The sequence below is a fragment of the Hydrogenophaga sp. ANAO-22 genome (assembly GCF_042466645.1).
Lineage (GTDB): Bacteria > Pseudomonadota > Gammaproteobacteria > Burkholderiales > Burkholderiaceae_C > Hydrogenophaga.
In genome coordinates, this window is sequence record NZ_CP159956.1 from 2675704 (window position 1) to 2696921 (window position 21218).

General features: G+C 68.6%; 21 protein-coding genes. 12 read left to right on the top strand and 9 right to left on the bottom strand.

All coding sequences use genetic code 11. From position 1 onward, the window contains the following. Nucleotides 1-17 precede the first annotated feature (17 nt). From ABSY19_RS12905 to ABSY19_RS12920, 4 genes are read left to right on the top strand one after another with little or no spacing between them, the layout of a single operon-like run. Entirely contained in the window at nucleotides 18-1244 is a 1227-nt protein-coding gene (locus tag ABSY19_RS12905) for a glycosyltransferase family 4 protein (RefSeq protein WP_382163258.1), read from the top strand. Beyond that, the gene (locus ABSY19_RS12910) at nucleotides 1241-2191 is read left to right on the top strand and encodes a UDP-glucose 4-epimerase family protein (RefSeq protein ID WP_382163259.1); all 951 of its coding nucleotides are present in this window, start codon (nucleotides 1241-1243) and stop codon (nucleotides 2189-2191) included. Before ABSY19_RS12905 ends, ABSY19_RS12910 begins: the two co-directional genes overlap by 4 nt. Then, nucleotides 2188-2748: a sugar transferase gene (locus ABSY19_RS12915; RefSeq protein WP_382163261.1), complete on the top strand. Its 561-nt coding sequence runs from the start codon at nucleotides 2188-2190 to the stop codon at nucleotides 2746-2748. The genes ABSY19_RS12910 and ABSY19_RS12915 overlap by 4 nt, the downstream gene beginning before the upstream one ends. Before the next feature lie 52 nt (nucleotides 2749-2800). Beyond that, nucleotides 2801-4714 (top strand): polysaccharide biosynthesis protein, encoded by a 1914-nt coding sequence (locus ABSY19_RS12920; protein WP_382163263.1) that lies wholly within the window; start codon nucleotides 2801-2803, stop codon nucleotides 4712-4714. Between the two features lie 316 nt (nucleotides 4715-5030). Here the strand turns inward: ABSY19_RS12920 and ABSY19_RS12925 are convergent, their stop codons facing one another. Beyond that, nucleotides 5031-6284, bottom strand: coding sequence for an ATP-binding protein (locus tag ABSY19_RS12925; RefSeq protein WP_382163266.1), 1254 nt, complete (start codon nucleotides 6282-6284; stop codon nucleotides 5031-5033). After that, on the bottom strand, nucleotides 6281-7000 hold the full coding sequence (locus ABSY19_RS12930; RefSeq protein ID WP_382163268.1) for a response regulator transcription factor: 720 nt from the start codon (nucleotides 6998-7000) through the stop codon (nucleotides 6281-6283). The genes ABSY19_RS12925 and ABSY19_RS12930 overlap by 4 nt, the downstream gene beginning before the upstream one ends. 87 nt (nucleotides 7001-7087) lie before the next feature. Between ABSY19_RS12930 and ABSY19_RS12935 the strand changes: the two genes are divergently transcribed. After that, nucleotides 7088-8617, top strand: a complete 1530-nt coding sequence (locus ABSY19_RS12935; protein WP_382163270.1) for a class I adenylate-forming enzyme family protein — start codon at nucleotides 7088-7090, stop codon at nucleotides 8615-8617. 3 nt (nucleotides 8618-8620) lie between these two features. Here ABSY19_RS12935 and ABSY19_RS12940 read toward each other — a convergent pair whose 3' ends face one another. Continuing rightward, nucleotides 8621-10003 (bottom strand): AmpG family muropeptide MFS transporter, encoded by a 1383-nt coding sequence (locus ABSY19_RS12940; protein WP_382163272.1) that lies wholly within the window; start codon nucleotides 10001-10003, stop codon nucleotides 8621-8623. 62 nt (nucleotides 10004-10065) lie between these two features. Here ABSY19_RS12940 and ABSY19_RS12945 point away from each other — a divergent pair, with 62 nt between their 5' ends. After that, nucleotides 10066-10932, top strand: coding sequence for a M48 family metallopeptidase (locus ABSY19_RS12945; protein WP_382163274.1), 867 nt, complete (start codon nucleotides 10066-10068; stop codon nucleotides 10930-10932). Between the two features lie 2 nt (nucleotides 10933-10934). Here the strand turns inward: ABSY19_RS12945 and ABSY19_RS12950 are convergent, their stop codons facing one another. Continuing rightward, the gene (locus ABSY19_RS12950) at nucleotides 10935-11573 is read right to left on the bottom strand and encodes an MBL fold metallo-hydrolase (protein ID WP_382163276.1); all 639 of its coding nucleotides are present in this window, start codon (nucleotides 11571-11573) and stop codon (nucleotides 10935-10937) included. A gap of 40 nt (nucleotides 11574-11613) precedes the next feature. Here ABSY19_RS12950 and ABSY19_RS12955 point away from each other — a divergent pair, with 40 nt between their 5' ends. Further along, nucleotides 11614-12099 (top strand): DM13 domain-containing protein, encoded by a 486-nt coding sequence (locus ABSY19_RS12955; protein ID WP_382163278.1) that lies wholly within the window; start codon nucleotides 11614-11616, stop codon nucleotides 12097-12099. Nucleotides 12100-12120: 21 nt separating this feature from the next. Here the strand turns inward: ABSY19_RS12955 and ABSY19_RS12960 are convergent, their stop codons facing one another. Together ABSY19_RS12960 and ABSY19_RS12965 are read right to left on the bottom strand one after the other, a co-directional pair. Further along, on the bottom strand, nucleotides 12121-12756 hold the full coding sequence (locus ABSY19_RS12960) for a LysE family translocator (RefSeq protein WP_382163280.1): 636 nt from the start codon (nucleotides 12754-12756) through the stop codon (nucleotides 12121-12123). Between the two features lie 15 nt (nucleotides 12757-12771). Beyond that, nucleotides 12772-13563 (bottom strand): exodeoxyribonuclease III, encoded by a 792-nt coding sequence (locus ABSY19_RS12965; RefSeq protein ID WP_382163282.1) that lies wholly within the window; start codon nucleotides 13561-13563, stop codon nucleotides 12772-12774. 10 nt (nucleotides 13564-13573) lie between these two features. On the opposite strand from ABSY19_RS12965, the gene pyrE reads away from it, so the two are divergent. Both pyrE and ABSY19_RS12975 read left to right on the top strand, forming a co-directional pair. Continuing rightward, the gene (pyrE, locus tag ABSY19_RS12970) at nucleotides 13574-14290 is read left to right on the top strand and encodes an orotate phosphoribosyltransferase (RefSeq protein WP_382163284.1); all 717 of its coding nucleotides are present in this window, start codon (nucleotides 13574-13576) and stop codon (nucleotides 14288-14290) included. 123 nt (nucleotides 14291-14413) lie between these two features. Continuing rightward, nucleotides 14414-15004, top strand: a complete 591-nt coding sequence (locus ABSY19_RS12975; protein WP_382163285.1) for a DUF4124 domain-containing protein — start codon at nucleotides 14414-14416, stop codon at nucleotides 15002-15004. Between the two features lie 3 nt (nucleotides 15005-15007). Here the strand turns inward: ABSY19_RS12975 and gatB are convergent, their stop codons facing one another. The 3 genes from gatB to gatC are packed head-to-tail and all read right to left on the bottom strand — an operon-like array spanning nucleotide 15008 to nucleotide 18250. Next, nucleotides 15008-16462: an Asp-tRNA(Asn)/Glu-tRNA(Gln) amidotransferase subunit GatB gene (gatB, locus tag ABSY19_RS12980; protein WP_382163287.1), complete on the bottom strand. Its 1455-nt coding sequence runs from the start codon at nucleotides 16460-16462 to the stop codon at nucleotides 15008-15010. Between the two features lies 1 nt (nucleotide 16463). Beyond that, nucleotides 16464-17954: an Asp-tRNA(Asn)/Glu-tRNA(Gln) amidotransferase subunit GatA gene (gene gatA / locus ABSY19_RS12985; protein ID WP_382163289.1), complete on the bottom strand. Its 1491-nt coding sequence runs from the start codon at nucleotides 17952-17954 to the stop codon at nucleotides 16464-16466. Further along, complete coding sequence (gatC, locus tag ABSY19_RS12990; RefSeq protein ID WP_382163291.1) at nucleotides 17951-18250, bottom strand: Asp-tRNA(Asn)/Glu-tRNA(Gln) amidotransferase subunit GatC; 300 nt, start codon at nucleotides 18248-18250, stop codon at nucleotides 17951-17953. Before gatC ends, gatA begins: the two co-directional genes overlap by 4 nt. Before the next feature lie 269 nt (nucleotides 18251-18519). Here gatC and ABSY19_RS12995 point away from each other — a divergent pair, with 269 nt between their 5' ends. Genes ABSY19_RS12995 through mreD form a run of 3 tightly spaced genes read left to right on the top strand, consistent with a single transcriptional unit; the run spans nucleotide 18520 to nucleotide 21095 of the window. Further along, nucleotides 18520-19563: a rod shape-determining protein gene (locus ABSY19_RS12995; RefSeq protein ID WP_066269288.1), complete on the top strand. Its 1044-nt coding sequence runs from the start codon at nucleotides 18520-18522 to the stop codon at nucleotides 19561-19563. 60 nt (nucleotides 19564-19623) lie between these two features. Continuing rightward, complete coding sequence (gene mreC / locus ABSY19_RS13000) at nucleotides 19624-20568, top strand: rod shape-determining protein MreC (RefSeq protein WP_382163292.1); 945 nt, start codon at nucleotides 19624-19626, stop codon at nucleotides 20566-20568. Beyond that, nucleotides 20565-21095, top strand: coding sequence for a rod shape-determining protein MreD (gene mreD, locus ABSY19_RS13005; RefSeq protein ID WP_291118056.1), 531 nt, complete (start codon nucleotides 20565-20567; stop codon nucleotides 21093-21095). The genes mreC and mreD overlap by 4 nt, the downstream gene beginning before the upstream one ends. The last annotated feature ends 123 nt before the right edge of the window (nucleotides 21096-21218 follow it).

Sequence of the window (21218 nt, forward strand, 5' to 3'; positions counted from 1 at the left end):
CTGCCTTGCGAATCTTGGTGGTCAGCCAATACTTTTGGCCAGAGAACTTCCGCGTCAACGATCTCGTCCAGGAATGGACGAAGCGCGGACACGCCGTCACGGTGCTGACCGGCAAGCCGAACTACCCCGCCGGCCAGGTCTTCCCTGCCTTTCGTGACAATCCTGCGCAGTTTGACACGTACCACGGGGCGCGCATCGTCCGAGCGCCCATGCTGGCGCGGGCGCAGGGCTCGCTGCGGCTGGCGCTGAATTACCTCAGTTACGTGGTGGGCGCCAGTCTGGCCGGGCCCTGGCGGCTGCGCGGCGAAGCTTTCGACACCGTGTTCGTGTTCGAGCCCTCCCCCATCACAGTGGGCCTGCCGGCCATTCTGATGGGCCGTCTCAAACGCGCCCCAGTGGTGTTCTGGGTGCTCGACCTCTGGCCCGAGACGCTGGCCGCCATCGGTGTGGTGCGCTCGCCGCGCCTGCTGGGTGCGGTGGGGCGCCTGGTGAGCTTCATCTACAACCGCTGCACGCTGGTGCTGGGCCAGTCCCGCGGCTTCCAGGCAAGCATTGCCCAGTACTGCGCCGACCCCGGCAAGATCCGCTACTTTCCCAGCTGGTCGGAGCCGGTGTTCGCCCAGGATCTGGTCGCCCCCGCCCCCGAAGTGCCACCCCTGCCGGGGGCGTTCAGCGTGCTGTTCGCCGGGAACATCGGCGAAGCGCAGGACCTGCCCGCCGTGGTGGAGGCCGCGACGCGGCTCAAGGACAATCCCCGTGTGCGCTGGCTCATCATCGGCGACGGCCGCAAGTCGGACTGGCTTCAGGAAGAGGTGCGCCGCCGGGGGCTGGAAGAGCGCGTGCTGTTGCTCGGCCGGTACCCGGTCGAACGCATGCCCTCGTTCTATGCCCACGCCGACGCTCTGCTCGTTTCGCTGAAGAAAGACCCCGTGTTCAGTCTGACCATTCCCGGCAAGGTACAGAGCTACCTGCAATCCGGCATTCCGCTGCTGGGCATGCTCGACGGCGAGGGCGCCCACGTGATCCGCTCGGCACAAGCGGGCCTCGTGTGCAACGCTGGCGATGCGGCCGGCCTGGCCGATGCCGCGCTGGCCATGGCCGCGATGACCCCTGACGAGCGTCGGGCCATGGGCCGCAACGGCCGCGTCTACGCGAAGAACGAATTCGACCGCGATGCGCTGATGAACCGGTTGGAGCAACTGCTGGAGGAAGCCGTGCAGATCCAGGTCAGGACACCGTCATGAGCACGCTGCTGATCACCGGCGCCAGTGGTTTTGTGGGCACCGCCTTGTGCCGCCAGGCCCGGTCCACCGGCCGGGCGGTGCGCGCTGCCGTGCGCACCGCTGGCACCGCGGCCACGAATGTGCCGTCGGTCACCGTGCCGTCCATCGACGGCCAAACCCCGTGGGCCGACGCCCTGCAAGGTTGCGACAGCGTCATCCACACCGCGGCGCGTGTGCATGTGATGAACGAATCGGCCACCGACCCCCTGAGTGAATTCCGCCGCGTCAACGTGGACGGCACGCTCAACCTCGCGCGACAGGCAGCAGCGGCCGGCGTGCGGCGCTTCGTGTTCGTCAGCTCCATCAAGGTCAACGGCGAGGGCACGCAGGCGCAGCGGCCCTTTCTCGCCAGCGACGTGCCCGCACCCCAGGACCCCTATGGCGTCTCGAAGGCCGAAGCCGAACAGGGGCTGCGTCGCGTCGCCGAACAGACCGGGCTGGAAGTGACCATCGTCCGCCCGCCCCTGGTGTATGGCCCGGGCGTGAAAGCCAACTTCGGCAGCCTTCTGCGCGCCGTTCAGCGCGGCCTGCCTCTGCCGCTGGGTGCGGTCCGGCACAACCGCCGCAGCCTGGTGGCGCTGGACAACCTGATCGACCTGCTGCTCACCTGCGTGGATCATCCGGCCGCGGCCCACCAGACCTTTCTGGTGAGCGACGGCGAAGACCTCTCCACCACTGCGTTGATACAGCGCATGGGCCAGGCCATCGGGCGTCCGGCGCGCCTGCTGCCGGTCCCGGTGTTTCTGCTGCACCTGGGCGCCACGGTACTGGGCAAGCGGGACATGGCCCAGCGCGTGCTCGGCAACCTGCAGGTGAACATCGACCACACCCAGGCCACACTGGGTTGGTCACCACCGATCACGGTGGAAGAAGGCCTGCGGCGGGCCGCCCCCAAGGTGCCCTCATGAAACGCCTGTTCGACCTCTCACTCGCCCTCGCAGCGGGCCTCGTTCTGCTCGTGCCCGTGGCGCTCGTTGCCCTGGCGGTCCGGCTCACGTCCCCCGGGCCCGCTCTTTACTGGTCCAACCGCGTCGGCCGCCACAACCGCATCTTCCGCATGCCCAAGTTCCGCAGCATGCGCACCGACACGCCTGCGGTGGCGACCCACCTGCTGACCGATCCGGCCAAGTACCTCACGCCCATCGGCCCGTTCCTGCGCAAGAGCAGCCTGGACGAGCTGCCCCAACTCTGGAGCATTCTCAGAGGCGATATGAGCTTCGTGGGCCCTCGCCCCGCGCTGTTCAACCAGGACGACCTGATCGCCCTGCGCACGCAGCAGGGTGTGCACGAGCTGGTCCCTGGCTTGACAGGCTGGGCCCAGGTGAATGGCCGCGACGAGTTGCCGATTCCCCAGAAAGTGGCGCTGGATGCAGAATACCTGCGGCGCCAGAGCCTGGGATTCGACCTGCAGATACTCTGGCTGACGTTTGTCAAAGTGCTGCGCCGGGATGGTGTGGCCCACTAAAAAAATGAAAAACAGGGACCATCGAAGCCAAGCCGCCGCCACGCTTCTGCACATGCCACGGGCCGCCAAGCGCCTGTCCGCAGTGCTGGTGGACATTGCGCTGTGTGCGCTGACCGTCTGGCTCGCGCTTTGCCTGCGGCTGGAGCACTGGGTGCAGCTGACCCCCGCGCATGTGCTGGCCATCATGGGGGCGGTGCTGATCGCCCTGCCCCTGTTCATCCGCTTCGGCCTGTACCGCGCCATCTTCCGCTACGCGGGCTGGAACGCCATGGTCAGCCTGGCGCAGGCCATGGTGCTATACAGCTTGTTCTATGCCACGGTGTTCACCGTGATCGGCATTCCAGGCGTGCCCCGCACCGTGGGCGTGATCCAGCCCCTGCTGCTGCTCGTCACCATCGGATTCAGCCGCCTGGTGGTTCGCTACTGGCTGGGCGGCCTGTACCGCACCATGCTGCAGCGCGAGCATCTGCCGGGCATCCTGATCTACGGCGCTGGCGTGGCGGGACGGCAGCTCGCGGCAGCGCTCTCGCGCGGCAGCGAACAGCGCCTGCTCGGCTTCATCGACGACGACGACCAGTTGCAGGGCAACAGCCTCGATGGCCGCACGGTGCACGACCCGGCCGAGCTGGTGCGGCTGATCCCCAACCTGGGCGTGACGGACGTGCTGCTCGCGCTGCCCTCGATCACGCGCCAGCGCCGTCTGGACATCCTCGACACCCTGCGCCACCTGCCCGTGCACGTGCGAACCCTGCCCGGCATGTCCGACCTCGCGGCGGGCCGGGTGACGATGAGCGACGTGCGTGAACTCGACATCGAAGACCTGCTGGGCCGCGATCCGGTCACGCCCAACACCGCGCTGCTCCACAGCCTGATCCAGGACAAGGTGGTGGCGGTCACGGGTGCGGGCGGCAGCATCGGAAGCGAGCTGTGCCGGCAGATCGCCGCCTGCGGGCCGCACATCCTGCTGCTGGTGGAGAACAGCGAGTTTGCCCTCTACCAGATCCACCGCGAACTGGAGGCGCTGTTCGACAACGAGGCCTCCGCGCCAGGCGTGCAGCTCGTGCCTTTGCTGGCCTCGGTGCAGGACGAAGCCCGCATTGCGCAGATCATGCAGGCCTGGCGACCCGATACGGTGTACCACGCCGCGGCCTACAAACACGTGCCCCTGGTGGAGCACAACCCGGTGCAAGGCCTGCGCAACAACGTCTGGGGCACCTGGGTGTGCGCGCGCGCCGCGCAGGCCGCCGGCGCCGCCAACTTCGTGCTGATCAGCACCGACAAGGCGGTGCGCCCCACCAACGTCATGGGCGCGAGCAAGCGCCTGGCCGAAATGGTGTTGCAGGCGATGGCCGCCGAGCCCGGTGGCGCCACCACGTTCGCCATGGTGCGCTTCGGCAACGTGCTGGGCTCCAGCGGTTCGGTGGTGCCCTTGTTCCGCGAGCAGATCAAGAACGGTGGGCCGATCACGCTGACCCACCCGGACATCACGCGCTACTTCATGACCATTCCCGAAGCCGCTCAGCTGGTGATCCAGGCCGGCGCCATGGCGCATGGCGGCGACGTGTTCGTGCTGGACATGGGCGAGCCCGTGCGCATCATCGATCTGGCCCGGCGCATGGTCGAACTCTCGGGCCTGCAGGTGAAGAGCGAGCAGAACCCCACTGGCGACATCGAGATCCAGATCACCGGGCTGCGACCGGGCGAGAAGCTGTACGAGGAGCTGCTGATCGGCGACAACCCTCAACCCACGCAACACGCTCGCATCATGAAGGCACAGGAAGACATGCTGCCCTGGAGCGAGCTGCAGGCCTTGCTGAAGTCGCTGGAAGAGGCCATGGAGTCGAACGACGTGACCACCTTGCGGGCCCTGTTGCAGGCTTGCGTGCAGGGCTACCAACCCACCGGTGAGGTCGTCGACTGGCTGCACTCCTCTCCCGGGAGCAGTCTGGAATCCACCCGCGCCTGAACAAAAAAAAGCCACCGCAGGGTGGCTTTTGAAAGTCCTTGAAGGGACGTCGTTGGGAGACCAGATTCAAACGTTTTTCATGACGTGTGGTGTTTGCCGAATCCGTTGTTCTGATGTTGTGACAGCATCGATGCGAATTGTGCGCTGCGGCACTGTTTTCGGCCATCCCCCATTTGTGGGAACCGGGCTGTTTTCTTGGTGAATAAAACCCGAAAATCCCCTCGGAATCCAAGAACGGCCTCGTGACGGACATCCGGGCGCGCGAAATCTCCACCTGCTCAGCAGACCAGCGGCAGCTGGCCTGCCTCGCCATCCGTCAGACCGGCAGGTCCACCACGAAGCGCGCGCCGCCGCCGGGACGGTCCTCGCAGCGCACGCGGCCCCCGTGGCGCTCGATGATCGTCTTCACCAGCGACAGGCCCAGGCCCACCCCGCCTTCGCGTTCGCTGGCGCCAGGCAGGCGGTAAAAGGGCTCGAAGATGCGCGCGCGCTGATCGGCGGGCACCCCGGGGCCCCGATCCTCCACCCAGAGTGTCACGCGCGGCGCGCCCTGCCCCGGGGCGGACGTGGGCGCAAAGATGCTCAGGCGCACCTGCGAATCGGCCGACGCGCCGACATGGCCATAGCGGCGCGCGTTTTCCAGCAGATTGCGCAACACCCTGCGCAGCAGACGGGCCTGGCCGTGCACCAGCACGGGCGTGGCACCGGCGGCGATCTCCAGGTCGGCACCGGTGCGCGCGCATTCTTCGGCCGCCAGGCCCACCAGGTCGACCTCCTCCGTGGGACCGAGCGCGCTCGCGTCGCGCGCGTCGATCAGGTCCAGCCGGCTCGCCAGCAGGATCTCGTCGATCAGCTGGTCGAGTTCTTCGATGCTGCGGGCGATCTCGGCGCGCTGCGGCGCCCTTGCGTTGTCCTTGTCGAGCAGCTCCAAGCCCATGCGGATGCGGGCCAATGGCGAACGCAGTTCGTGCGAGGCATTGGCCAGCAAGGCCTTGTGCGATTGCAGCAGTGTCTGCACCCGTTCGGCCGCGGCGTTGAAACGGGTGGCCAGAAACGCGACCTCGTCCTGCCCCTGCATGGGCAACCGGGTGGAGAGGTCACCGTCGCCCCAGCGCTCCACGCCCTTCTGCAGCGCTTCGAGGCGCTTGGTCAGGCGCCGCACGATGGGGTAGGCGCCCAGGGCCACGGCGAAAGCCACCAGGCCGAGCAGCCAGGCAAACCCGGTCGGTGTCTGGAACCACTCGGGCGCGCGGCGCCCCGGGTTGTTGCCCCCGGACGGGCGGGGCGGGCGCGGCAGCAGCACGTACAGGGTCTGCCCATCCTTCATCACCACCTCGAATTCCCAGCCCTCGCCGGGAATGCTGACCGCCCGCGCAGGCGCCTGCCCCACGATTTCGCGCGCGCCATCGCGCACGATGATCGTGCGGGTCACCCGCGCCTCACGCTCGGCGCGGTCTTCGTCCAGCGCCTGCTGCCACAGCCAACCCGTGACCAACGTCAGCACCGTGACCGCGGCGACCACCGCAAGCCAGATGCGGACGTACAGCCGGGAGCCGAAGAGCGAACTCATTCCTGCTGCTTCGCGAACACGTAGCCCACGCCGCGCACCGTGAGGATGCGCTTGGGGTCCTTGCTGTCGGCCTCGATGGCGTTGCGGATGCGCCCGATGTGCACGTCGATCGAACGGTCGAAGGCTTCGAGCTCGCGGCCGCGCACCGCTTCCATGATCTGGTCGCGCGTGAGCACCCGGCCCGCGCGTTCGGCCATGGCCACCAGAAGATCGAACTGGTAGGAGGTCAGCTCGCAGGGCTGGCCGGCCACCTGCACGGTGCGGGCATCGCGGTCGATGTCGAGCGAACCGAAACGCAGCACCGGCGTGGAGCGCGACACGGCCGCGCTGCCGGTGGGCTCGCCGCGGCGGCGCAGCACGGCGCGCACGCGCGCGAGCAGCTCGCGCGGTTCGAAGGGTTTGGGCAGGTAGTCGTCGGCGCCGAGCTCCAGGCCGATGATGCGGTCCATGGGGTCGCCCTTGGCCGTGAGCATGAGCACCGGCACGCGCGCGGCTTCACCCGGCATCGAACGGATGCGCCGGCAGACCTCCAGCCCATCGATGCCGGGCATCATCAGGTCCAGGATCACCAGCTGCGGCTGAATGAGCTGCAACTGCTCCAGGCCGGCTTCGCCATCGCTGGCATGGGTCACCTCGAAACCCGACTGGCCCAGGTACTCCACCACCATCTGCGCGAGGCGGCCGTCGTCTTCAATCATCAGCAGGGGAGCGTTCATGGTTTTCAGTGTAGCGGCGGGCGCCGGAGCCCATCATCGTGTCAGCGCTGTGTGAAGCGGGCTTTCGGGTCACGTAAAGTCATGTAAATGGCACCGCCCACCCCGCCCCCCACCCTGTCTGCCGGTTCGCTGGCCGCTCTGCTGCGCCAGCAGGCCCAGGCAAGACCGCAGGCGACGGCGCTGCGCTGGCGCGAGCCGGGCCAGGCCGGCCCCGACCCGCGCTGGGGCCAGCTGTCGTTTGCCGAGCTGGCCCGGCACGCGGACGCGCTGGCGCAGGGGCTCGCGCGCGCGCACGGCGTGCGCGAGGGCGACCGCGTGGTCTGGCTGGGTTTGAACCACCCGGCGCAGATCGCCCTGCTTTTCGCGCTGGCGCGCCTGGGCGCGCTGCTGGTGCCGCTGAACCACCGCCTCTCGCCCGCCGAGTGGGCCGCGCTGCTGCAGGATTGCCGCCCCACCCTGCTGGTGCACGACACGGCGCTGGCCGACGCGGCCCGATCGCTCGCCCACCCCACCACGCTCCACCTGGACGGCCTGCCGGTCGATCCCGTGGCCGACGGCGCAGGCGAGCTGGGCAGCGCCGACCACCCGGCGCTGCTGGTCTACACCTCGGGCACCACGGGCGCGCCCAAGGGTGCGGTGCACACCCAGGGCAACCTGCTGGCCAACATGGCGATCGCCGCGCAGGTGCAGGGCCTGAGCGAACACGACACGGTGCTCACCGTGCTGCCGCTGTTCCATGTCGGTGGCCTGTGCATCCAGACCCTGCCGGCGCTCTCGGTGGGTGCGCAGGTGCTGCTGCACAGCCGATTCGACGCCGGCACCACCCTGCGCTGCCTGCACGACGATCGTCCCACCCTCACGCTGCAGGTGCCCGCCACGCTGCAGGCGCTCACCAGCCACGCCGACTGGTCCGGCACCCACCTGGGCAGCCTGCGCGCCATCTGGGCCGGCTCCAGCCTGCTGCCCGCCCCGCTCATCGAAGCCTGCCACGCGCGCGGCGTGCCGGTGTGCAATGTGTACGGCAGCACCGAGACCGGCCCGTTCTCCATCGCCCTGCCGCCCGCCCATGCGGCCAGCCACCTGGGCGCCTGCGGCTGGCCCGCGCCCGGCGTGCAGGTGACGCTGCGCGACCCCACCGGCCAGCCGGTGGGCGCCGGCGATGTCGGCGAGCTGTGGCTGCGTGGGCCCAATGTGGTGCAACGCTACTGGCCCGAGCAGCCGGCCTGCGACGCCGAAGGTTTCTTCCACAGCGGCGACCTCGCGCAACAGGCGGCCGACGGCAGCTTCACCGTGGTCGGCCGCGCCAAGGACATGCTGATCTCGGGCGGCGAGAACATCTACCCCGCCGAGATCGAGAACCTGCTGGTGCAGCACCCCTGGGTGGCCGAATGCGCCGTGGTCGGCCAGCGCGACCCGCGCTGGGGCGAGGCCGTGGTGGCCGTGGTGGTGCTGCGCGACGGCGCGGCCGAAGATTGGGCGGCCGCGCTGCAGGGCTTTCTGGACGGCCGGCTGGCGCGCTACAAGTGGCCGCGCCGATGGCACCGCGTGGCGGCCTTGCCCAAGACCGCGCTGGGCAAGGTGCAGAAGCCGGCCGTCAAGGCCCTGCTGGAAGCTTGAGCCTCAGGCCTTGGGCTCGACCGGCGCCAGGCGCGTCGCCAGCCAGATCAGCAGCAGCACCGGCACACCCAGGCAGGCCGTGGCGATGAAGAAGGTCGGGTAGTCGTAGGCGTCGACGAAGGCACCCGAATAACCCGCCAGCCACTTGGGCGCGAGCAGCATCATCGAACTGAACAGCGCGTACTGCGTGGCCGAGTAGCGCACGTTGGTCAGGCCCGAGAGGTAGGCGATGAACGCGGCCGAGGCCACGCCGGCACTGAGGTTGTCAGCCGAGATCACCAGAATCAGCGCCGTCACGTCGTGCCCGTGCCCCGCCAGCCAGGCGAACAGCAGGTTGCTCGCGGCCGAGAGCACGGCGCCCAGCATGAGCACCCGCATCACGCCCAGGCGCAGCGAGAGAGCACCGCCGATGAAGGCGCCGACCAGCGTCATGATGACGCCGAACACCTTGGTCACGGCCGCCACCTCGTCCTTGGTGTAGCCCATGTCCACATAGAAGGGGTTGGCCATGATGCCCATCACCACGTCGCTGATGCGGTAGACACCGATCAGCGCCAGGATCAGCAGCGCCTGCTTGCCGTAGCGCCGCAGAAAGTCGGCAAAGGGCTCGACCAGCGCGCCGCGCAGCCAGTCGGCGGCGTTCTTCGCGGGCGGCAAGGCCACGCGCGCGGGTTCGCGCGAGAACAGCACCGTGAGCACCCCCACGAGCATGCTCGCGGCCATCACCAGGTAGGCAGTGGTCCAGGCCGCCTGCTGGTAGAGCGCGCCGGGCGCGGTGGCCCCGGCGGCGGGGGCGATTTCCGCGCGGGCGGCGATCCACAGCACGCCCGCCCCGGCCCAGATCATGGCCAGCCGGTAACCGGTCTGATAGGTGGCGGCCAGCGCGCCCTGGTGGCGCACGTCGGCCGATTCGATGCGGAAGGCGTCCAGCGCGATGTCCTGCGTGGCCGAGGCAAACGCCACGGCCAGGGCGCACCACACGACCAGCTGGAGCTCGGTGCGCGGATCGGCCAGCGCCATGCCCACCAGCGAGGCCATGATCAATGCCTGAGACAGCAGCAACCAGCTGCGCCGCCGGCCGAGCCAGCGCGTGAGCAGCGGAATGGGCAGGCGGTCCACCAAAGGCGCCCAGCACCATTTGAAGCCGTAGGCCAGGCCGACCCAGCTCAGGTAGCCGATCGTGGTGCGGTCCAGGCCGGCCTCGCGCAAGCGAAAGCTCAGCGTGCCCAGCACCAGCAGCAGCGGCAGGCCGGCGGAGAACCCGAGCGCGAACATGCGCAGGCTGGCCGGCTCCAGGTACACCCGCAAGGTCTCGCCCCAGGTGGGTCGGGCGGTGGTGTCAGCGTCCGTGGGGGCGGCCTGCGGCAAGGTGGGGGGCACGGACATGGATGTGGACGAAAGGAAAAAAGGGGCAGGCACAAACGCCCGGCTTTGTCTATTATTCACGCATGTGCCTGCTCTGCGACCTCAAGACACCCGCCCCCGAAACCCCGCGGCCCGAACACGTGTGGTCGGCGCGCCGCGCCTTCGTGTTGGCGGGCACCGCCGCCGCGGCGGCGTCGGCCTTGCCGGCCGTCGCGCAGGTGAACGTGGGCGAGGGCTCCACGCTGCGCAAGCTGGTGCCGGCCGATGAGCTGGAAAACGCCGCCGGCCAGCAGTACGGCCAGATGATGGCCGAGGCCAACGCCAAGAAGCTGCTGATGCCCGACGCCCACCCGCAGGTGCAGCGCCTGCGCACCATCGCGCGCCGCATCATTCCCCACTCGGCGCAATGGAACAAGCGCGCCACGCAGTGGAAGTGGGAAGTCAACCTGATCCAGAGCACGCAGATCAACGCCTTCTGCATGCCGGGCGGCAAGATCGCGTTCTACACCGGCATCCTGGAAAAGCTCAGCCTCACCGACGACGAGACCGCGATGATCATGGGCCACGAAATGGCCCATGCGCTGCGCGAACACGCCCGCTCGCGCGTGGCCAAGAGCAACGCCACCGGCATCGGCCTGTCCATCGCGGCGCAGCTGCTGGGCCTGGGCCAGCTGGGCGATGTGGCGGCCAACCTGGGCACGCAGCTGCTCACGCTGAAGTTCAGCCGGGAGGATGAAACCGAGGCCGACCTGGTCGGTCTGGAACTCGCGGCCCGCTCGGGCTTCCAGCCCCGGGCCAGCGTGAGCCTGTGGCAGAAGATGGCCGCCAACGGCGGGGGCTCGGGCGCGAGCTTCCTCTCGACCCACCCCAGCGGCCCCGATCGCATCCGCGAACTGGAAGCCAACGTGCCCAAGGTGCAGGGCCTCTACGAACAGGCCCGCAAGGGCTGAGCTCAGGTCCCGCGCACGTACGGGTTGCTCTGGCGCTCCCGGCCGAAGGTGCTCTCCGGCCCATGGCCGGGAATGAACACCGTGTCGTCTCCCATGGGCCAGAGGCGTTCGGTGATGCTGTCGATCAGCTGCTGGTGATTGCCCTGCGGGAAATCGGTGCGGCCGATGCTGCCGGCGAACAGCACATCGCCCACGAAGGCGCGCTTGGCCTCCGGCGAGTGGAACACCACGTGGCCCGGTGTGTGGCCCGGGCAGTGCCGCACGTTCAGCGTGCAGCGGCCAATCTGCACCGTGTCGCCATCGTCCAGCCAGCGCGTGGGCGTGAAGGCCTCGGCCGGCGGAAAGCCGAACATCGCGCCTTGCTGTGGCAGGCCCGAGATCCAGAACTGGTCGCCCGGGTGCGGACCGATGATGGGCAGGTTCAGGCGGCGCGCGAGTTCGGCCGTGCCACCCGCGTGGTCGATGTGCGCATGGGTCTGCCAGATGGCCTTGAGCTTCAGGCCCAGCCGCTGCACCTCGGCCAACAGGCGCTCCAGGTCACCGCCGGGATCGATGACCGCCGCGTCCATGGTGTCGTCGCACCAGACGAGGGAGCAGTTCTGCGCGAAGGCTGTGACGGGGACGGTGTGGTAGCGGAGCATGGCGATCGGGAAAAAAATCGATTCTAGGTCGCCTGATCTGATGTACAACGGCACCATGAAGAAGGCGCTGCTCCTGCTGGCGACCCACACCATGGTGGCGCTCATGGGCTTTGCTGGCGGCGTCTACGTCCTGCCCATCCTCATCGCGCCGCCCGCGCCAGTGGCCTCGGAAGTCGGTGCGCTCGCCGCACAGGCACCGTTCAGCGGCCAGTTCCGGCGCGATCTCGCAGGCAGCGATGCCCTTCACTGGGGCGAGGGCACGGTATCGGTGGGGCCGGCGGCGGTGGCGCTCATGGGCCGGCTCGCGCCGGGACCCGACTACAAGCTGTACCTCGCACCGGCTTTCGTGCAGGACGAGGCTCAGTTCCTGCGCGTCAAGGCCCAGGCCTTGCGCGTGGGCGATGTGAAGACCTTCGACAACTTCATCGTCACGCTGCCGCCCGGCGTGGACCTGACCGCCTACAACACGGTGGTGGTCTGGTGCGAGACCTTCAGCGAGTTCATCTCGGCGGCTCAGTACCGCTGAAACCTGGCCGACCAACCGCGCCTACAACGCGCTGCGCTGCTTGAGCGACAGCACTGACAGGCCGGCGGCGATGAAGGTCAGGCCCGCGCCCACATTCACGCCGCGCACCATGCGCGGCCGCGCCTGCAGCCAGCCCGCCAGGCGGGACGCGAAGCCGCCCATGAGCGCGAAGATCACCGCCGTCATCAGCGCGAAGATCGCGCCGTAGACCAGCATCTGCACCACCACCGGGCCGCGCCCCGCGCTCACGAACTGCGGCAGGAAGGCCAGCACGAACAGGCCGGGTTTGGGGTTGAGCACGTTGGACAACACGCCCGTGAGCAGCACCTTGCGCAGCGGCACGCGCGCCGAGGGCTGGAACGAGATCAGGTCACCGGCGACCAGCGCCTTGTAGCCCAGCCACAGCAGGTACAGCGCGCCCACCACCTTCACGGCCCAGAACGCCTCGGGCGAGCCCTGGATGACGAGCGACAGGCCGAAGGTGGCCGCGAGCGTGTGGAACAGGATGCCCAGTCCCGCGCCGAAGGCCGAGAGCGCGGCGGCCAGTGGGCCCTGGCTCAGGCCCCGGCCGATGGCCAGGATGTTGTCGGGCCCGGGCGACACCACCACCAGGGTGCAGGCGGCCACGTAGGCCAGCAGGATCTCCGTCGGGAACATGGGCCGCTCCTTCGCTCAGTGTTGGAAGTCGTATTCGATCGTCAGCGGCGCGTGGTCGGAAAACTTCTCGCCCTTGTAGATGGACTCGCTGCGCGCGAGCGCTGCCATGGCCGGCGTGGCGAGGTGGTAGTCCAGCCGCCACCCCACGTTGTTCGCGTAGGCCTGGCCCCGGTTGCTCCACCATGTGTAGCAGGTGTCGGTGGTGTCGGGCTGCAGCCGGCGGTAGACGTCCACCAGCCCGGCCTCGTCGAGCAGCTTGGTCATCCAGGCGCGCTCCTCGGGCAGGAAGCCGCTGTTCTTCTGGTTGCTGCGCCAGTTCTTCAGGTCCTTCTGCTGGTGGGCGATGTTCACGTCGCCGCACAGGATGAACTCGCGCCCGCCCTTGAGCGCCTGCAGGTGGGGGTAGAAGCCATCGAGAAAGCGGTACTTGGCTTCCTGCCGCTCGGGGCCCGAGGAGCCGCTGGGGAAATAGACGCTCAGGATGGAGAGCTTGCGCTGGGGCGTGTCGAAGCGCAGCTCGGTGAAGCGGCCCTCGGCGTCGAACTCGGTGGAGCCGTAGCCGATGATCACGTCGCTCGGCTCGTGGCGGGTGTACACCGCCGTGCCCGAGTAACCTTTTTTCTGGGCGTAGTGGAAGTGCCCCTTGAGGCCGGCGATTTCTTCAAAGCGGCCGCTCACATCGGCGGCCTGGGCCTTGACCTCCTGCACACAAATACAATCGGGCCGGTGCGCGGCGAGCCATTTCTCCAGCCCCTTGGTGGTGGCGGAACGGATGCCGTTGAGGTTGAGGCTGGTCAGTTTGAACAAGGATGTCTCCATGGTGTTGGATACAGGCGCGGCGAAGGCCGGCGCGCCCGATGCTGCGCTCGCGCAGGAATTCGTGCAGTTTTGCGTCGATGCCGGCGTGTTGCGCTTTGGTGAATTCAAGACCAAGGCCGGGCGCATGAGCCCGTATTTCTTCAACGCCGGTCTGTTCGACGACGGCGCCAAGCTGGGCCGGCTCGCACAATTCTATGCAAAAGCCCTGGTCGCCAGCGGCATCGAGTTCGACATGATCTTCGGCCCGGCCTACAAGGGCATTCCGCTGGGCGCGGCGGTGTCCATCGAGCTCGCGCGGCTGGGCCGCAATGTGCCCTTCGCCTACAACCGCAAGGAAGCCAAGGACCATGGCGAAGGCGGCACCCTGGTCGGCGCGCCGCTCAAGGGCCGCGTGCTGATCGTCGACGACGTGATGTCCGCCGGCACGGCGGCGCGCGAATCCATCGCGCTGATCCGCGCCGCCGGCGCCACGCCGCACGCCATCGCGATCGCACTGGACCGCCAGGAGAAGGCCACCGAGGTCGGCGCCGACGGCCAGGTGCGCGACGTGGACCACAGCGCCGTGCAATATGTCCAGCGCGAGCTGGGCATGCAGGTCTGCACGATTGCGAGGCTGGCCGATTTGCTGCACTATTTGACCGCCCGCTCTGGCGGCGAGTTCGATTCGCACCGCGAACGGGTGCTGGCTTACCGGCAACGCTACGGCGTGTCCTGACCCTTCTTCCACGATGACCCTGCACCACCCCTGTTCTCCGTTCTCTCCCGCCGCCTGTGGCTGGCCGGTGGCGCGCTGTTGCTCGGCGGGGGCCTGTGGGACACGGCACACGCGCAGGCGGGCATGTACACCTGCAAGGATGCCAAGGGCAACACCATCGTTCGAGACCGCCCCATCGTCGAATGCCTGGACCGTGAGCAGCAGCAGCTGGGCAACAGCGGCACCGTGCGCAAGACGCTGCCGCCGAGCTACACCGCCGACGAGCGCGCCAGGCTCGACGCCCAGCGCAAACAGGAAGAGGAACAGCGCAGCCGCCTGCAGGAAGAAAAGCGCCGCGAACGCGCCCTGATGATCCGCTACCCCAATCAGGGGGTGCACGACAAGGAGCGGGCCGACGCCCTGGCGCAGATCGACGAGGTCATCGGCGCGGTGAACAAGCGCGAGCTGGCGCTGGTGGCGCAACGCAAGGACATCAACGTCGAGCTGGAGTTCTACCAGAACGACGTCAGCAAGGCGCCCAACTGGCTCAAGCGCAAGATCGAAGACAACGAGAAGCAGATGGTGGTGCAGAAGCGCTTCCTGGACGAGCAGGTCCAGGAAAAACAGCGCATCAACGCCCGCTTCGACGAAGAGCTGGCCAAGCTGCGCCAGCTCTGGACGGCCGCGGGCGGCAACCGCACCGGCGTCGGCAGCCCGGCATCCGCCGGGCGCTGACCCTCAACCGAGTTTCTGGCGCAGCAGGTCGTTGACCTGTTGCGGGTTGGCCTTGCCCTTGCTCGCTTTCATGGCCTGGCCGACCAGGGCGTTGAAGGCCTTGTCCTTGCCGGCGCGGAACTGCTCGACCATCTCGGCGTTGGCGGCCATCACCTCGTCGATGATCTTCTCCAGCGCGCCGCTGTCGTTCATCTGCTTGAGGCCCTTGGCCTCGATGACGGCGTCGACCTCGCGGCCCTCGCCGGTCCACAGGGCGTCGAAGACCTGCTTGGCGGCGTTGTTCGACACCGTGCCGTCGGCGATGCGCCCGATCACGGCCGCCAGTTGCGCCGCGCTCACCGGCACGCCGGCGATGTCGCGTTCCTCGGCGTTGAGCCGGCGCGAGACCTCGCCCATGATCCAGTTGCTGACCAGCTTGGCCTGGCCGCTGGCCTGGGCCGCCGTCTCGAAGTAGGCGGCCATCGCCGGGCTTTGCGTGAGCGTGGTGGCGTCGTACTCGGGCAGGCCGTAGTCGCGCACCAGGCGTTCGGCCATCGCGCGCGGCAGCTCGGGCATGGCGGCCTTCACCTGGTCCACCCAGTCGCGCGCGATCACCAGCGGCGGCAGGTCCGGGTCGGGGAAGTAGCGGTAATCGGCCGCGTCTTCCTTGGTGCGCATGGCGCGCGTCTCGCCGGTGTCGGGATCGAACAGCACCGTGGCCTGCTGGATCGCGTGGCCGTCCTCGATCTGCTCGATCTGCCAGCGCACCTCGTAGTCGATGGCCTGCTGCATGAACTTGAAGCTGTTCAGGTTCTTGATCTCGCGGCGCGTGCCCAGCGGCGCGCCGGGCTTGCGCACCGAGACGTTGGCGTCGCAGCGGAACGAGCCTTCCTGCATGTTGCCGTCGCAGATGCCGATCCAGGTGACGATCTTGTGCAGCTCCTTCGCGTAGGCCACGGCCTCGGCGCTGGAGCGGATGTCGGGTTCGGTCACGATCTCCAGCAGCGGCGTGCCGGCGCGGTTGAGGTCGATGCCGCTCTGGCCGATGAAGTCCTCGTGCAGGCTCTTGCCCGCGTCTTCTTCCAGGTGCGCGCGCACCAGGCGCACGGTCTTCTTCTCGTCACCGAGGAAGAACGAGACCTCGCCGCCCTGCACCACCGGGATTTCGAACTGGCTGATCTGGTAGCCCTTGGGCAGGTCGGGGTAGAAGTAGTTCTTGCGCGCGAACACGCTCTGCTCGGCGATGTGCGAACCGAGCGCGAGCCCGAGGCGGATCGCGAGTTCGACGGCCGCGCGGTTCATGACCGGCAGCGTGCCGGGCAGGGCCAGGTCCACCGCGCAGGCCTGCGTGTTGGGCTCGGCGCCGAAGGCCGTGGGCGCGCGGCTGAAGATCTTGGATTGCGTGGCGAGCTGGGCGTGGGTCTCGAAACCGATCACCACCTCGTAGCCGCCGACCAGAAGGGATTTGCTGGAACTCATGTCAGTAGCCTTGCGGAACGCGGGTGTGCCAGTCGGTGGCCAGCTGGAAGGCGTGCGCGGCCTGCAGCAGCGGGCCTTCCTGGAAATGGTTGCCCACAAGCTGCAGGCCCACCGGCAGGCCGCCCGCGCCGAAGCCGGCGGGCACGCTCATGCCGGGCAGGCCGGCGAGGCTGGTGGAGAGCGTGTAGATGTCGGCCAGGTAGTTGGCCACCGGGTCGTTGCTCTTTTCGCCGAGCTTCCAGGCCACGGTGGGCGCCACCGGGCCGGCGATCAGGTCGCACTGCGCGAACGCGGCCTGGAAGTCCTGCGCGATCAGGCGGCGGATCTTCTGCGCCTGCAGGTAGTAGGCGTCGTAGTAGCCGTGGCTGAGCACGTAGGTGCCGATCATGATGCGGCGCTGCACCTCGGGCCCGAAGCCTTCGCTGCGCGACTTCTTGTACATGTCGGTCAGGTCCCCGTACTGCGCGGCGCGGTGGCCGAACTTCACACCGTCGAAACGGCTGAGGTTGGAGCTGGCCTCGGCCGGCGCAATGATGTAGTAGACCGGGATGGAGAGCTCGGTGCGCGGCAGCGAGACCTCGACCAGCGTGGCGCCGAGCTTTTCATACTCCGCCAGCGCGGCGCGCACGGTGGCGAGCACGTCGGGCGCGCAGCCTTCGCCGAAGAATTCCTTGGGCAGACCGATGCGCAGGCCCTTGAGCGGCTGAGCGGCGGTGGCGCCTTCGCGCGGCTGGCCGAGCAGCGCGGTGTAGTCCTCGGCCGGGTGGTCCAGGCTGGTGGAATCGCGGTCGATGTCGGGGCCGGCCATGGCGCTGAGCAGCACCGCGCAGTCGGCGGCGCTGCGCGCCATCGGGCCGGCCTGGTCCAGGCTGGAGGCGAAGGCCACCATGCCGTAGCGCGAGCAGCGGCCGTAGGTGGGCTTGATGCCGGTGATGCCGCAGAAGCTGGCCGGCTGGCGGATCGAGCCGCCGGTGTCGGTGCCGGTGACGGCGGGCGCCAGGCGCGCGGCCACGGCCACGGCGGAGCCGCCCGAGGAGCCGCCCGGCACGCGCGTGGTGTCCCAGGGGTTGTGCACCGCGCCAAAGGCCGAGTTCTCGTTGCTGCCGCCCATGGCGAACTCGTCGCAGTTGAGCTTGCCCAGCGTCACCGCGCCCTGCGCGGCGAGGCGCTGCACCACGGTCGCGTCGAACGGACTCTGGTAGCCCGCCAACATCTTCGAGCCGGCGGTGGTGGCGAAGTCCTTGGTGACGAAGATGTCCTTGTGCGCCAGCGGCACGCCCAGCAGCGGCGTGCGTTCGCCGGCGGCGATGCGCGCGTCGGCCGCGCGCGCCTGGGCCAGCGTGGCCTCTTCATTGAAGGAAAGGTAGGCGCCGAGCGCGCTGTGCTGCTTCGCGCGCGCCAGCAGGTGCTGGGCGGCCTCGACGCTGCTGGTTTTCTTGTCGGCAATGGCGGCGGTCAGCTCGCTCACGCCCAGGGTGTGCAGATCGTTCATTCGATCACCTTGGGCACGAGGAACAGGCCGCGCTCGACCGCCGGGGCGCTCTTCTGGTTGGCTTCGCGGTCGTTGGGCTCGCTCGCCACGTCCGGGCGCAGGCGCAGCGAGACGTGGTCGATCACCGCCGTGGGATGGGCCAGGGGCTCCACGCCGGTGGTGTCCACCGCGTTCATCTGCTCGACGATGTCGAAGAAGCCATTGAGCTGGGTGCGCATGATCTCGCTCTGCGCGCCGGAGAGCTCCAGGCGCGCGAGGTTGGCGATGCGCCCGATGTCGGACGGGGTCAGGGACATGGCAAAAGAGGGTTCCGGATGGGGAAGAGACGCACCGTCTGCGGGTTTTCCGCCCTGAAACGGCTTGTAACTGGACAAAATGCACCCTGTTTGCGCGCAGTTGTACACAGGGGATACGGTATTATCCAAGGTTTAACGGCAGCGCCCGTGCCGTTGCGGTTTTCGCCTTGGAATCAACCACTTAGCACCGATGCCCGGCCAACGACCCGGCCCCATACCCGGCGACGAGCGCGCACAGCCGCGCCCGTGCCCCACAGGACCCATGCACCATGTTTGAAGCTTTCCGTCGGCAATTTTCGACCGACCTGGCCATCGACCTCGGCACCGCCAACACCCTCATCTACGTTCGCAACAAGGGCATCGTGCTCGACGAGCCCTCCGTCGTGTCCATCCGCCACGAAGGCGGCCCCCAGGGCAAAAAGACCATCCAGGCGGTCGGCCACGAGGCCAAGGCCATGCTGGGCAAGGTGCCCGGCAACATCGAGGCCATCCGCCCCATGAAGGACGGTGTGATCGCCGACTTCACCGTCACCGAGCAGATGCTCAAGCAGTTCATCAAGATGGTGCATCCGCGCTCGATGTTCAAGCCGAGCCCCCGCATCATCATCTGCGTGCCCTGCGGTTCCACCCAGGTCGAGCGCCGCGCCATCCGCGAATCGGCCCTGGGCGCGGGCGCGTCCGAGGTCTACCTGATCGAGGAACCCATGGCCGCGGCCATCGGCGCCGGCCTGCCGGTGTCGGACGCCTCCGGCTCCATGGTGGTCGACATCGGCGGCGGCACCACCGAGGTGGGCGTCATCAGCCTGGGCGGCATGGTCTACAAGGGCAGCGTGCGCGTGGGCGGTGACCGCTTCGACGACGCCATCATTGCCTACATCCGCCGCAACTACGGCATGCTGATCGGCGAGCCCACGGCCGAAGCGATCAAGAAGCAGATCGGCTCAGCCTTCCCCGGCAGCGAAGTCAAGGAAATGGAAGTCAAGGGCCGCAACCTTTCCGAGGGCGTGCCGCGCAGCTTCACCATCTCCAGCAACGAGATCCTCGAAGCCCTGACCGACCCGCTCAACAACATCGTCACGGCCGTGAAGATGGCGCTGGAGCACACGCCGCCCGAGCTGGGCGCTGACATCGCCGAGCGCGGCATGATGCTCACCGGCGGCGGCGCGCTGCTGCGCGACCTCGACCGCCTGCTGGCCGAAGAAACCGGCCTGCCGGTGCTGGTGGCCGAAGAGCCGCTCACCTGCGTGGTGCGCGGTTGCGGCATGGCCCTGGAGCGCATGGAGCGCCTGGGCACGATCTTCACCAGCGAATAAACCCCGGCCGCCGCCCGGCGGCCGCGCCTCCCCACCACCGACCAGACCCCTCCGAGCGCCATGCCACTGGGCACCCTGGACCGCACCCCGCCCCCGTTCTTCAAGCAGGGTCCGTCGGCCCTGTCCAAGCTGGTGGTGTTCAGCGCCCTGGCGCTGTTCCTGATGGTGGCCGACCTGCGCTTTCGGCTCACCGAGCCGATCCGCACCGCCATGGCCGTGGTGCTCTACCCCGTGCAATGGGCGGTGCTGCAGCCGGTGCAGCTGGCCTCCATGGCGGGCGGTTACTTCACCTCGCTGCACGCCGCGCAGAAGAGCGAAGGCGAGGCGCTGCAGCGCCTGGCGGCGCAGGCCGAGCGCAGCCTGCAGCTGGAGCAGATCACCCTGGAAAACCAGCGCCTGCGTGAACTGCTGGCCATGCGCGAGCGCATCGGCACCCAGGCCATCGGCGCCCAGGTGCTGTACGACGCGGCCGACCCCTACTCGCGCAAGATCGTGATCGACCGCGGCCAGACGCACGGCATCGAGGCCGGTTCCCCGGTGGTCGATGAAAGCGGCGTGCTGGGCCAGGTCACGCGGGTCTACCCGCTGGTGGCCGAGGTCACGCTGCTGATCGATCGCGACCAGGCCATTCCCGTGCTCAACACGCGCACCGGCGTGCGCAGCGTGGCCTACGGCCAGCCGTCCACCAGCGGCGACGGCCTGGAGCTGCGCTACACCCTGGCCAGCGCCGACATCGCCGAAGGCGACCTGCTCTCCACCAGCGGCGTGGACGGCGTCTACCCCGCCGGCCTGCCGGTGGCGCGCGTGACCCTGGTCGAGCGCCAGGCCGAGTCGTCCTTCGCGCGCATCCAGTGCGAGCCTCTGGCCCGCGTGCAGGGCACGCTGCACGTGCTGGTGCTGGGCTCCATCGCGGCCTCGGTTCCGCCCTCGCCGCTGGCCGAAGCCGCCGACACCCCCCGCCCGGCGCGCGCGAACCGCCCGGGTGTCCGGAGCACCGCGCCATGATCATGCGTCCCGGCCAGCAGCTGCTGCTGCCCGCCAACCCCGGCTTCATCTGGTTCAGCCTGCTGGCCGCGCTGGTGTTCAACATGCTGATGAACATGGGCCTGTTCGGCCGCGCCGCCTGGGTGCCCGACCTGCTGGCCGTGGTGCTGGTGTTCTGGAGCGTGCACCAGCCGCTGCGCATCGGCGTGGGCGTGGCCTTTGCCTTTGGCCTGGCCATGGACGTGCACCAGGGCGCCCTGCTCGGGCAGCACGCGCTGGCCTACACCGCGCTCGGCTTCCTCGGCATTTCCATGCACCGGCGCCTGCTCTGGTTCAGCGTGCCCAACCAGTCGGTGCAGGTGCTGCCGCTGTTCGTGGCCGCGCACGTGCTCGAACTGCTGGTGCGCATGGCCGCCGGCGGCAGCTTCCCCGGCGTGTTCTACCTGCTGGCCCCGGTGATCGAGGCCGCGCTCTGGCCGGTGGTGAGCGTGCTGCTGCTGGCGCCGCAGCGCCGCGCGCCCAACCCCGACGACAACAGGCCTCTATGAGCACCCCCCGCGCCGCCTTCGGCGTCACCCCCCAAGGGGCGCCAGCTGCGGCCCGGCAAAGCCGGTTCCGCACTGGCACTGGCCGCGGGTCGGCAAACTCACGCGGTCTTCGCCATCTCGGAT